The organism is Nocardioides sp. NPDC057772 (assembly GCF_042798075.1).
In the GTDB taxonomy this organism is placed as follows: Bacteria; Actinomycetota; Actinomycetes; order Propionibacteriales; family Nocardioidaceae; genus Nocardioides.
Map to the genome: position 1 here is coordinate 1 of NZ_JBHVKN010000154.1, position 12,105 is coordinate 12,105.

Here is a 12,105-nt window from a genome sequence, read left to right on the forward strand (position 1 = left end):
CTCGTACGCCTGTCATCGGACCGCCTCTGCGCTTCGCCCAGTAACTCCCTCGCTCGGCGCGAGCGGACGAGCAAGCTCGCCGCTCGACCTCGCTCCGGTCGTCTCGCCGCTCGACCTCGCTCCGGTCGCCTAGGACGCCTTGGACTTCTTCGTCTTCTTCTCCTCGGCCTCCTCGGGGACCTCCTCGCCGCGCGACTTCTTCGCGGCCGCGACCGAGCGCTGCAGGGCGGCGAGCAGGTCGACGACCTCGCCGGAGGTCTTGGTGGAGGTGGGTGTGCGCTCGACCTCGCCACCCTCGATCTTGGCCTTCACCATCTCCTCGACGGCGCTGGCGTAGTCGTCGGAGAAGTCCTCGGGATCGAAGTCCCCGGCGAGCGTCTCGACGAGCATGTTGGCCATCTTGATCTCGGAGTCCTTGACCTCGCCGGCCTCGACCTTGAAGTCGGGCACCCGGATCTCGTCGGGCCACATCATGGTCTGCAGCACGATCACGTCGCCGTTGTCGGTCGGCCGCACCCGCAGCGCCGCGACCGTGGTGCGCTGGCGCAGCGCGACGGTCACCAGGGCGACCCGGTCTGCCTCGAGCAGCGCTTGACGCAGCAGCGCATACGGCTTGATCCCGGTGTTCTCCGGCTCCAGGTAGTAGCTCTTCTCGAAGAGCATCGGGTCGATCTGGTCCGACGGCACGAACTTCTCCACCGCGATCTCGCGCGAGGACGTCGTCGGCAGGTTGGCGAAGTCGTCGTCGGTGAGCACGACCATCTCGCCGTCCTCGGTCTCATAACCCTTGGCGATCTCGGAGTAGGGCACCTCCTCGCCGTCGATGGAGCAGATCCGCTGATAGCGGATCCGGCCACCGTCGGCCTTGTGCACCTGACGGAACGAGACGTCGTGGGACTCCGTCGCCGAATAGAGCTTCACAGGGACGCTGACCAGCCCGAACGAGACAGCGCCCTTCCAGATCGCACGCATGCGGACCCCTCGTCAGTCGGTAGGAATTCACCAAGTATCTGTCGGATTCGCCGATACCGGTACCCCATTCACCCACGTCAGAGCCGTCACGCCGCGGGCAACAACGGCACACCTGTGCACGAGTCGTCGCCTGTCGCGCCGAGTGCTGGCATGGAGTAGGAACCCGTGGATCTTCGTGGCTGACGCTCCCGCATGCTCCGAAGGCATGCCGGGTGGACGTCGACCGGCCCCGAGGATCGTGCCGATCTGCCGGGCGCACTGCCCACGTAGAGGCAAGATGGACGCATGCGCCCCATGCTGGCCACCCCTGGCACCCACGTTCCTCCGGGAGACGAGTGGGTCCATGAGGTCAAGTGGGACGGCATCCGGCTCATCGGAGAATCCGAGCGAGGACGTACGCAGACCCGACTGACCACGCGCAACGACAACGACGCCACCCCTGCCTGGCCCGAGATCGCGACCGGCCCCGAGCGCGACGTGCTCGTCGACGGTGAGGTGATCGCGCTCAACGAGGTCGGGCTGCCCGACTTCCGGGTGCTGATGGACCGGATGCACAACCGCGACGCCCGCCGGGCGGCGCGGTTCGCGGAGCGGATCCCGGCGACGTACATGGTCTTCGACCTTCTCCGTCTCGACGGGCGGCTGCTCATCGACGAGCCGTGGACGGAGCGACGCAGGATCCTCGAGGCGGTGCAGGCCGGCGGCGACCTGGGGTCGTGGCAGGTGCCGGCGACCTACGACGACGGCCTGATGCTCCACGAGGTGACGAAGGCACAGGGGCTGGAGGGGATCGTGTCGAAGCGGCGCAACAGCCGCTACCGGCCCGGCGAGCGGAGCCGGGACTGGGTGAAGCTGCCCCACCGCTACCGGGCCTCGCTCGTGGTCGGCGGCTGGCGGCCGGAGGTCGGCACCGAGGGCGGCGCCGAGCGTCTCGGCGCCCTGCTCGTCGGGCAGCCGACACCCGAGGGGCTGGTCTACCGCGGGCGGGTCGGCAGCGGCATCACCGGCAAGCGGGCACAGCGGCTCGGGGAGCTGCTCCGCGAGACCGCGAAGAGCCCCTTCGCCGGGCCGGACGTCGACCCCGACGGAGGGGTGCCAGCCCTGGATGCGAAGGGCACGCACTGGGTCGAGCCGCTCCTCGTCGTCGAGGTGGAGACCCATGGCAGCCCTGTCGCCGCGCCGAGCTACAAGGGCCGGCTGCGGCAGCCGAGCTTCATCGGCATCCGCGAGGACATCGAGCCGGAGGATCTGTGATGGTCGATCGAGAAGAGGTACGCGTCGAGGTGGACGGCCGGGTCCTGACCCTGACCAGCCTCAGCAAGGTCCTCTATCCACGCACGGGCATGACGAAGGGGGAGGTGCTCAACTACTACGCCCAGATCGCCCCGGTGCTCCTGCCACAGCTCCAGGATCGTGCGGTGACGCGGATCCGCTGGCCGCACGGCGTCGGCGACATGTCCTTCTTCGAGAAGAACGCCCCGGCCGGCACGCCGAGCTGGGTCCGCACCGTCACGGTCCCGACCACCGGCTCGCGCACGGCCGACCACAAAGAGGGCACCCTGACCTTCCCGATCCTCGACAGCCTCGCGGCGCTCACCTGGGCCGCCAACCTCTCTGCGCTCGAGCTGCACGTCCACCAGTGGACGGTCGGCGAGGACGGCACCCCGGCAGGCGCCGACCGGATCGTGATCGACCTCGATCCAGGCGAGCCGGCCGGCCTCCAGGAGTGCTGTCAGGTAGCGCTGCTGGTGCGCGAGGCGCTGGGCGAGCGCGGACTGACCGCGGCGCCGGTGCTCAGTGGCAGCAAGGGCGTGCACCTCTACGCCGCCCTGCCCGAGGCGGTGGAGCCGGATGTCGCCACCGCGCTGGCCAAGGAGATCGCCGAGCAGCTCCAGAAGCAGCACCCGAGCAAGGTGACCGCGACCATGACCAAAAGCCGCAGGTCAGGCAAGGTGTTCCTGGACTGGTCGCAGAACTCTGGGTCGAAGACGACCATCTGTCCCTACTCGCTGCGCGGTAAGGAGACCCCGAAGGTCGCGGCCCCGGTCAGCTGGGCCGAGGTCGAGGAGGGAGCCGAGGATCCGCTCGCGATCGACCAGCTCGGACCTAACGATGTGGTCACACGGTTGTCAGAATCGGGGGATCTCTTCACAAGGGCTACAGGCCCCTAACTATTGTTCTCCCCATGTCTAACTCCGTGCTCGTCGTAGAAGACCAAGAGGACATCGCCGCTCCGCTGGTGCGCACGCTCCAGCGAGAGGGTTATGACGTCACCTGGGTCGACTCCGGCAAGAAGGCGCTGGAGCTGCTCGCGCCCCCTTACGAGGCCGAGCTCGTGCTGCTCGACCTGGGTCTGCCCGACATGGACGGCCTCGAGGTCTGCAAGGCGGCGCGCGACAACGGCTACGAGGGCGGGATCATGATCCTCACCGCCCGCGACGCCGAGATCGACCTGGTGGTCGGCCTCGACGCCGGTGCCGACGACTACCTGGCCAAGCCGTTCGCGCTGGCCGTCCTGCAGGCTCGGGTTCGCGCCCTGCTGCGCCGCTCGGGTCCGGTCGAGCCCGGCACCGACGACGACGCCCTGCGCATCGACGTCGCCGCCCACCGGGTCTACGCCGGCGAGCGCGAGGTGACGCTGACCGGCAAGGAGTTCGCGCTCCTGGCCGTCCTGGCCGCCTCCCGCGACAAGGTCGTCTCCCGCGACCGGCTGATGGCCGAGGTCTGGGACGAGAACTGGTACGGGTCGACCAAGACCCTCGACGTCACCGTCGGGCGCCTGCGCCAGAAGCTCGAGGCAGCCGGGGTGCAGGAGAAGGTCGTCGCGGTCCGCGGGGTCGGGTTCCGGCTGGAAGCCGGAGAGTAGGCACAGCCGACTCGAAGAGGCGGCGTAACCGCAAGTTCAACACGGCGTCAGACTGTTGTCCAACGCGTGAGATGACTCACAAACCGCGGTAAAAACACGCGTGAGCACGCGAAATGTGCTCAGAATACGGACCCTCTGGATTGGATCCGGTTCAGATCGCATGTCACCTTGGTTGGGCCGTGCACAACGCACGACCGGCTCCGGTACACGCCGAATCCTGTCCCTCCGGAAGCCGGCCCCTACTACTGAAACCCCCTTTACCCCTCACACTCAGCAGTACGTATGGGACAGGAGCGGGGGACCCAAGTTCCACGCGACTAACTCGGACGGTCGCTTGGGGTGAAGCCATCCACCGATGGCCGGGCAACCTTCTGGCCCGAACCCGACAGCTCACCTCGCAGGCGTGGGAAGGAACTCACGCATGTCCAAGTCCGTATCCCGTCCTGCCCATCGAGGCACGCCGCGCCCCCTCCGGGTGCCGAACGTCGCGATCGTCCGGACGATCGCAGGATCCCCCGTCGACAAGCTCAGGACGACGCTGAGCGGCCACGGCAGGCTCGCCGGCCGCATCACCCTCGCCAGCGGCATCGCCGCCGGTGCCCTCGTGGCGGTGCCCGCCGCCAACGCCGCTCCGGTCTCCCACGAGGCGACCACCGTCGAGTCCGCACCCGTGGTGGAGGCTCCGACCCTGGAGGTCTCGGCCACCCCCGCAGCGATGCTCACCGACATCAAGCAGCTCGAGAGGGCTGTCGAGGTGCAGCAGCGCAGGGCCGAGGCAGCCCGCAAGGCGGCCGAGGCGAAGCGCAAGGCGGCGATCGCGGCCAAGAAGGCCGCGGAGGAGAAGAAGAAGGCCGAGGCGGAGGCGAAGGCCTACGCCGCGAGCCAGCAGGGCAGGATCGAGCGGGCGATCAGCGTCGCCTCGGAGCAGATCGGCGACCCGTACGTCTGGGGTGCCACCGGCCCGAGCGCGTTCGACTGCTCCGGTCTGACGCAGTACGCCTTCGGTGCCGCCGGCATCGAGCTGCCGCGGGTCTCGCGGGACCAGGCCGCTGCGCTGCCGACGATCCCGAACGACCAGATCCAGCGGGGAGACCTGATGTTCTGGGGCAGCCCCGTCTACCACGTCGGTATCTTCCTGCGCTGGGAGAACGGTCAGGCGATCATGCTGCACGCCCCCAAGCCGGGCACCGCGGTCCGTGAGGAGGCTGCCTGGGACGGCTGGTTCGCCGGCTCGATCCACCAGGCCTGAGGTTCTCGGGGCCCGTTCCGACGGGCTGACCCCCACATATCCCCCTGGCGCTCGCCCTCCGGTCCTCCTGCCGGAGGGCGAGCGCATGTGTGGAGGGGGCCGGCGAATCGGGCGGCGTGCCACCGGTCAAGTAACCTGTAAGACGTGGCAGGCCCCGAATTCGACACCGAGATCAAGCAGCTCCAGGCAACGATGCAGACCATCGGCCAGGTGCTGGACCTGGACGCGATGCGCAAGGAGATCGCCGACCTCGGCGAGCAGGTCGCCGCGCCCGACCTCTGGGACGATCAGGACAACGCCACCCGGGTCACCGGCCGTCTCTCCCTGCTGCAGGGCGAGCTCAACAAGTTCACCGAGCTGAGCAGCCGCATCGAGGATCTCGAGCTGATGGTCGAGATGGCTCAGGAGGAGGGCGACGCCGACACGCTCGCCGAGTCCGAGGCCGAGCTGGGCCGGGTGAAGAAGGCCGTGGAGAGCCTGGAGATCCGCACCTTGCTCTCGGGGGAGTACGACTCCCGCGAGGCCCTGGTCACGATCCGTTCCGGCGCCGGTGGCGTCGACGCCGCCGACTTCGCCGAGATGCTGATGCGCATGTACGTCCGCTGGGCCGAGCGCAACAAATACCCCGTCGAGGTCTTCGACACCTCCTACGCCGAGGAGGCCGGGTTGAAGTCCGCCACCTTCGCGATCCATGCGCCCTACGCCTACGGCACCCTCTCCGTCGAGGCCGGCACCCACCGCCTGGTGCGGATCAGCCCCTTCGACAACCAGGGCCGCCGCCAGACCTCCTTCGCCGCGGTCGAGGTCGTGCCGGTGCTCGAGCAGACCGACGAGATCGAGATCGACGAGAACGACATCAAGGTCGACGTCTACCGTTCCTCGGGCCCCGGTGGCCAGTCGGTCAACACCACCGACTCGGCGGTCCGGTTGACCCACATTCCCACCGGCACCGTGGTCTCCTGCCAGAACGAGAAGTCGCAGCTGCAGAACAAGGCCGCCGCGATGATCGTCCTCAAGGCCAAGCTGCTCGCGCTGAAGAAGGCCGAGGAGGAGGCCCAGCTCAAGGAGCTCAAGGGCGATGTCGCCGCCTCCTGGGGTGACCAGATGCGCAACTACGTCCTCAACCCCTACCAGATCGTCAAGGATCTGCGTACGTCCTACGAGGTCGGCAACCCCCAGGCCGTCTTCGACGGCGACATCGACGGGTTCCTCGAGGCCGGCATCCGCTGGCGCCGGGGTGCCGAGAAGGCCGAACAGAACTGAGCTGATGGTTGCGCGGACGCGCACCAGGCTTCCACTCCCGGGCCGCGGCGCGGCGTACGTCTATGACGTCTACGGGCCTGAGGATGGGGTGCCGATGGTGCTCTTGCACGAGCTCGGAGGTAGTGCGAAGCGGTGGCAGGGGGTCGTGCCGCCCTTCGCGGCCGAGCATCGTGTCTACGCCTTCGACATGCGTGGGCACGGCGACTCGGACTGGGCCTCCGACTACTCCCACCGGCTGATCGCCGACGACGTCATCGTTGCCATGGACTCGCTCGGCATCTCCGGTGCGGTGGTCGCCGGGCACTCGACCGGCGGCAACGTCGCGCTGCTGGTCGCGATGCACCGGCCCGATCTGGTCTCCCGGCTGGTCATCGAGGACGTCGTTCCACCCGCGCCTCGCAGGCGCAGGGGACCCGGACGCCCGGCCAGGCCGATGCCTCACGACTGGGAGTGCATCGCGTCCCTGCTGGTCGAGGCGACGACGTACGACGCGTGGATGTGGGAGCAGCTCGAGCTGCTGCCGATGCCGACGCTGATCGTGGCCGGCGGCGGTAACAGTCACATCCCGCCCGCCGATCTGGAGAAGGCCGCGCGCCGGATCCCGGACGCCGACCTGGTCCACTTCGACGTCGGCCATTTCGTGCACCGCAACCGGCCCGAGGAGTTCGCCGACACCGTCTTGGCCTGGCTCGCGTCGCTGCGCTGAATGCGACGCGTCCCGCGTCGCGGGTGGGATCCCCATCCCTAAGGACCCCACCCGCTCTCGCCAGCCGGCTCTGCTCTGACTCAGTGCCCGCGGCGGCGCGCGCCGCTCGGTGAGGTGCCGACCCAGCCCGAGCGACTAAGTTGATTAAAGCACTCGACTTTGGCTGGCGCAAATGCCGCGCCGAAGGCGGGATCGGTCGGGCGCGCTCGTCAGGCGGCAGCCGCGGTGGCCGTCACCAGGCACCAGCGGGACGCGCGCTTCTGAACAGTCGCGGTCGGCTCGCCGGCCTTGCCGGTGAGCTCGCAGGAGAGCCAGGCGTCACCGAAGAGCCCGCGGAAGACCACCTTCGGCTGCTTCTTCGCGTCGGTGCAGGTGAGGGCGACCGACGGCTTTCCGTACGCAGGGGTCGACGCGGCCTTGCAGCCCTTGGGCACGCTCTTGGTCATCTGCGTGGCCCAGTCGAGGGTGACCGGCGGGGCGAAGACCCAGGCGCGGGCCGAGGTGGCCGAGCCCTCGGGTCCGGTCCAGATGCAGCCGTACTCCTGGGCGACGTCGTTGACCTCGCCCGAGATGGCGGTCTGGTCGCCGTCGCCGTAGGCCTTCTTCTCGGAGGCGGCGCCGCCGAGGGCCTCGGTCGCGTCCTCGGTCGGGACCCGGTCGCAGAAAGCCCCGCGGCGTACGTGCATCGTGGTGGTGTCAGCGGTGCTCAGGTCACCCTTCACCTCGGGCGCTTCCGGCTTGTCGTCTTTCAGGGTGAGCACGCCGACCCCGACCGCGATCGCGGTGAGGACTACGGCACCGATGAGGATCCGGACTGCAGAGCGCACCAAGTCAGAGTACAGGGGCAGGTATCTCAGAGCCGAAGTGCTGAGCCCACCACCGTTGCACTACCCTCGGTGCGGTGATCCGCTTCGAGAAGGTCAGCAAGGCCTATCCAGGGCAGGCCCGACCCGCCCTCAACAGCCTTTCGATCGACATCCAGAAGGGGGAGTTCGTCTTCCTTGTGGGCCAGTCGGGCTCGGGGAAGTCGACGGCGCTCAAGCTGATGCTGCGCGAGCAGCGGCCCACCACCGGCCGCGTCTACGTCGCCGGCAAGGAGATCAACCGGCTCGCCGGCTGGAAGGTGCCGCGACTGCGCCGCCAGGTCGGCACGATCTTCCAGGACTTCCGTCTCCTGGCCAACAAGACCGTCGCCGAGAACGTCGCGTTCGCGATGCAGGTGACCGGCCACTCCAACCGCGAGATCCGGCAGCGCGTCCCGGAGACGCTCGAGCTGGTCGGTCTCGACGGCAAGGGCGACCGGATGCCCGACGAGCTCTCCGGTGGTGAGCAGCAGCGCGTGGCCGTCGCCCGCGCGTTCATCAACCGGCCGATGATCCTGATCGCCGACGAGCCGACCGGAAACCTCGACCCCGGCAACACCGTCGGCATCATGCGTCTGCTCGACCGCATCAACCGGTCGGGCACCACCATCGTGATGGCGACCCACGACGTCCAGATGGTCGACCAGATGCGCAAGCGCGTCATCGAGCTCGAGCACGGCCACCTCGTACGCGACCAGGTCCAGGGCGGCTACGGCGCGCAGTTCTGAGGCCTCAGCCCTCAGCCGGACCCGCTCGCCCCGACCAGGCTCTACGACTAGAGAAAGTTTCCTCTACCCGCCATGCAGCTGCGTTATGTATTCACCGAGCTCCGCCAGGGGCTCCGCCGCAACCTGTCCATGCACGTCGCGGTGGCCCTGACCCTGCTCGTCTCGCTCACGTTGGCCGGTGTCGGCCTGCTGCTGCGCGAGCAGGCCCAGCTGACCGAGGAGGTCTGGGGCGACGAGCTGCAGATCACCTTCTACATGTGCAACGGCGCCAACGACCGCAACCCGCAGTGCGCGGGTGCCGTCGACGACAGCCAGAAGAAGGTCATCACCGACGCCCTCGACGACAACAAGTACGTCGACAAGTACGAAGAGGAGAGCCAGGAGCAGGCCTACGAGCGGCTGCAGGCTCTCGATGTCGAGGGCGTCAGCGGCCCCGACCCGGTGGTCAAGGCCGACGACATGTGGGAGTCCTACTGGGTCACGATGACCGACCCCCACCACTCCGCCGAGATCATCGAGGCGGTCGCCGGGCTGGACGGCATCGACCACGTCGGTGACGTCCACGAGGTCACCGGACCGATCCTCGCCGCCGTGGACGGGCTGCAGAGCGCGGCGCTGGTCGGCGCCGTCGTGCTGGTCATCGCGGCACTGCTGCTGGTCGCCAACACCATCCGGCTGGCCGCCTTCGCCCGCCGTCGCGAGATCGGGATCATGCGTCTGGTCGGCGCCTCGACCCTCTACATCGCGCTGCCGTTCCTCCTCGAGTCGCTCGTGGTGGCGCTGGTCGGCATCGGGCTCTCCGGCGTCGCGCTGGCCGCGTTGATGTACTTCGGCGTCGAGCAGCGGCTCTCGTCCACCGCGGTGACCCAGTGGGTCGGCTGGGAGGAGTTCTTCAGCTCCTTCGCGATCGTGGCGATCCTCGGCATCCTGCTCACGCTCGTCCCGACACTCTTGCTCACGAGGAAATACATCAAGGTCTGATCCGGATCGCCTACGGTCTGTCGGTACTACTTCCCCCCCCACAGATCGAGGTTGATCCGTGCGCTGCCCGCGTGTCAGCAGTCCCCGTGCCGGTCGGTTCGCCGCTGCGCTGAGCTGTGCAGTCGTGGCTACCGTCCTGCTCTCGCCCTCCCTGCCGTCCTCCGCGGACGAGCGGGACCGGCTCGAGCAGGAGCAGCGGGAGATCCAGCGTGACCAGAAGGCCGCGGCCGAGGACCTGGAGCACTCCAGTGCGGGGCTGCGGGAGGCATCGGCGGCGTACGCCGCGGCGCAGAAGAAGCTCGACCGGGCCCAGACCCGGCTGAACGAGCTCAACGCCCGGCTCGTCGAGGCGCAGGCCGCCCACACCCAGGTCAAGGCCGAGCTCGCCGAGCAGAAGGCGCTGCTCGCGGACGCGAAGCGTCGGCTCGCCGAGGGCCGGGCCGAGGTGAAGGCTCAGCGCGAGCAGATGCGCGACGAGATCTTGAGCCGGTTCACCGGCGGAGACCCGCGACTGGCCCAGGCGGCCGCCCTGCTCTCCGGCGGCTCCGTCGAGGACCTGATGCGCCAGCAGACGTACGTCGACGCCGCCAACGCGGGCCAGAGCGCCACGCTCCAGCGGATGGAGGCGACCGAGACGATGCTCGTCGTCCGCGAGGCCGAGGTGCAGGAGGCCACCGACGCGATCGCGGCCAAGGAGAAGAAGGCGCGCGAGCTGGTCGCCGAGGTCGACGCGGTCCGTGACCAGGCCGCGACGGCAGCCGCCGAGCTGTCCACCCTGGCCGAGCAGGCGGCCACCGCCAAGCGGTCCGCCGAGGCGGCCCGAGCCGCCGACGCCGCCGAGCTGCGCAAGCTCGAGGCGGAGGAGTCGGCGCTGCGTACGAAGATCCGGGCGCTCGCCTCCGCCGGCTCCGGCACCGACCGCAACGTCGGCTCGGTCGGTGGGCTCTTCGGGCCTCCGGTGACCGACACCTACATCACCTCGCCCTACGGCATCCGCAAGCACCCGATCTACGGCTACGTCGCGCTGCACAACGGCACCGACTACCACGCGCCGTGCGGCCGGCCGCTGCTCGCCATCGAGTCCGGGCAGATCATCTCGACCTCGTACTCGAGCGTGTGGGGCAACCGACTGCACCTCTACCTCGGCAAGGTCAACGGGCACTCCTACACCGCCGTCTACAACCACATCTCGAGCTACGCGAGGCGTTCGGGGAACGTCGGGCGCGGAGAGACCGTGGCGTACGCCGGAACCACCGGCTGGTCCACCGGCTGCCACCTGCACTTCACGATCCTGCGCGACGGGACTCCGGTCGACCCGGTGCCGCTGCTGGGCTGATTTCGGGGCGGCTGAGCCCTAAACGTTTCGCGGTCATGACCTCCTGCCTGAGAGAATGGAGGAATGGCGAAGGAGCAGGGGCGCAAGATGATCGCGCAGAACAAGAAGGCGCGGCACGACTACCACATCGAGGACACCTACGAGGCCGGCATGGTCCTGCAGGGCACCGAGGTGAAGTCGTTGCGTGAGGGTCGCGCCTCCCTGGTCGACGGCTTCGTCGACATCGACCGTGGCGAGGCCTGGATCCACGGGATCCACATCCCCGAATACCTCAACGGCACCTGGACCAACCACGCCGCCCGCCGCAAGCGGAAGCTGCTCCTCCACCGCGCCGAGATCGACAAGATCGAGCGCAAGGTCGCCGAGAAGGGCCTCACCGTCGTCCCGCTCGCCCTCTACTTCCTCAACGGCCGCGCCAAGGTGGAGATCGGCGTCGCCAAGGGCAAGAAGTCGTGGGACAAGCGCAACACCATCGCCGAGCGTACGGCCCGGCGTGAGGCCGAGGTCGAGGTCGGTCGCAAGCTCAAGGGGATGAAGGGATAAACCGAGTGGGGAATGTTCTCGGGGGACTGTAGTGTTGTCCTGTTGCCTGCACCGCGGGCGTTGAAAACTCAAAAGGGGCTGATCGGTTTCGACTTGGGACGTTGCTCCCAGGGGAAGCGGGTCGAGGAGCCAGCGTCATCTCGTAAACGATCGCTGGAAACCAATAACTGCCAACGCTAAGCGCAGTTCCTTCGCTCTCGCCGCCTGATTGCGGTGATCGAAGCGTCTGACCGAGTATCCGTCTCCGGCTCGGATCCAGGCGTCATCTAGGAGACTCACCTCATGCACATGCCGACGGGGCATGAGGGACAACTAGTCGGATGAGCCTGTCGGGGACGTGTCTGTGTCGAGCCCCGGGGATGAGAGAACGCCACCCACAGACTGCACCCGGAGAAGACCTGGCACGGCGCTCGAGGACCGGGGTTCGATTCCCCGCAGCTCCACGAACCTCTGGCCGACGTGTGCCCGCGCTTCGCGCGGGCCACGTCGGATCGTGATGAACCGCTCCAGCGTCGCGATGCGGTCCGCCGGGTCCTGCCCGCCGTCGAAGACGCCCGGCTGCACGATCGCGCTGCCCAGCTGCGCCCGGTTGGAGTCT

General features: G+C 68.4%; 12 protein-coding genes, 1 other RNA gene and 1 riboswitch. Of the genes, 11 read left to right on the top strand and 2 right to left on the bottom strand.

What is annotated here, in order from left to right; all coding sequences use genetic code 11:
- Positions 1-129: 129 nt before the first annotated feature.
- Positions 130-972, bottom strand: a complete 843-nt coding sequence (locus ACFVJS_RS20725) for a Ku protein (RefSeq protein ID WP_378884268.1) — start codon at positions 970-972, stop codon at positions 130-132.
- A gap of 285 nt (positions 973-1,257) precedes the next feature.
- Here ACFVJS_RS20725 and ACFVJS_RS20730 point away from each other — a divergent pair, with 285 nt between their 5' ends.
- From ACFVJS_RS20730 to ACFVJS_RS20755, 6 genes are all read left to right on the top strand, one after another.
- Positions 1,258-2,226, top strand: a complete 969-nt coding sequence (locus ACFVJS_RS20730; protein WP_378884271.1) for a DNA ligase — start codon at positions 1,258-1,260, stop codon at positions 2,224-2,226.
- On the top strand, positions 2,226-3,143 hold the full coding sequence (gene ligD / locus ACFVJS_RS20735; protein WP_378884274.1) for a non-homologous end-joining DNA ligase: 918 nt from the start codon (positions 2,226-2,228) through the stop codon (positions 3,141-3,143). Before ACFVJS_RS20730 ends, ligD begins: the two co-directional genes overlap by 1 nt.
- A gap of 14 nt (positions 3,144-3,157) precedes the next feature.
- On the top strand, positions 3,158-3,838 hold the full coding sequence (locus ACFVJS_RS20740) for a response regulator transcription factor (RefSeq protein WP_378884277.1): 681 nt from the start codon (positions 3,158-3,160) through the stop codon (positions 3,836-3,838).
- A 242-nt stretch (positions 3,839-4,080) separates the two neighbouring features.
- Positions 4,081-4,254, top strand: a riboswitch (cyclic di-AMP (ydaO/yuaA leader).
- 5 nt (positions 4,255-4,259) lie between these two features.
- A complete protein-coding gene (locus tag ACFVJS_RS20745; RefSeq protein ID WP_378884280.1) occupies positions 4,260-5,087 on the top strand; it encodes a C40 family peptidase in 828 nt (275 codons plus the stop codon).
- Between the two features lie 144 nt (positions 5,088-5,231).
- Positions 5,232-6,350, top strand: a complete 1,119-nt coding sequence (gene prfB / locus ACFVJS_RS20750) for a peptide chain release factor 2 (RefSeq protein ID WP_378884283.1) — start codon at positions 5,232-5,234, stop codon at positions 6,348-6,350.
- Between the two features lie 4 nt (positions 6,351-6,354).
- The gene (locus tag ACFVJS_RS20755) at positions 6,355-7,056 is read left to right on the top strand and encodes an alpha/beta fold hydrolase (protein WP_378884286.1); all 702 of its coding nucleotides are present in this window, start codon (positions 6,355-6,357) and stop codon (positions 7,054-7,056) included.
- A 209-nt stretch (positions 7,057-7,265) separates the two neighbouring features.
- On the opposite strand, the gene ACFVJS_RS20760 is transcribed toward ACFVJS_RS20755, so the two are convergent.
- Positions 7,266-7,883 (bottom strand): hypothetical protein, encoded by a 618-nt coding sequence (locus tag ACFVJS_RS20760; RefSeq protein WP_378884289.1) that lies wholly within the window; start codon positions 7,881-7,883, stop codon positions 7,266-7,268.
- A gap of 74 nt (positions 7,884-7,957) precedes the next feature.
- Here ACFVJS_RS20760 and ftsE point away from each other — a divergent pair, with 74 nt between their 5' ends.
- From ftsE to ssrA, 5 genes are all read left to right on the top strand, one after another.
- Entirely contained in the window at positions 7,958-8,647 is a 690-nt protein-coding gene (gene ftsE / locus ACFVJS_RS20765) for a cell division ATP-binding protein FtsE (RefSeq protein ID WP_045548285.1), read from the top strand.
- Positions 8,648-8,719: 72 nt separating this feature from the next.
- Complete coding sequence (gene ftsX / locus ACFVJS_RS20770) at positions 8,720-9,628, top strand: permease-like cell division protein FtsX (RefSeq protein WP_378884292.1); 909 nt, start codon at positions 8,720-8,722, stop codon at positions 9,626-9,628.
- Between the two features lie 124 nt (positions 9,629-9,752).
- Complete coding sequence (locus tag ACFVJS_RS20775; RefSeq protein ID WP_378884295.1) at positions 9,753-10,964, top strand: peptidoglycan DD-metalloendopeptidase family protein; 1,212 nt, start codon at positions 9,753-9,755, stop codon at positions 10,962-10,964.
- Positions 10,965-11,027: 63 nt separating this feature from the next.
- On the top strand, positions 11,028-11,507 hold the full coding sequence (gene smpB / locus ACFVJS_RS20780) for an SsrA-binding protein SmpB (RefSeq protein ID WP_165113109.1): 480 nt from the start codon (positions 11,028-11,030) through the stop codon (positions 11,505-11,507).
- Positions 11,508-11,581: 74 nt separating this feature from the next.
- Positions 11,582-11,953, top strand: a transfer-messenger RNA (tmRNA) gene (gene ssrA, locus ACFVJS_RS20785).
- Positions 11,954-12,105 lie beyond the last annotated feature (152 nt).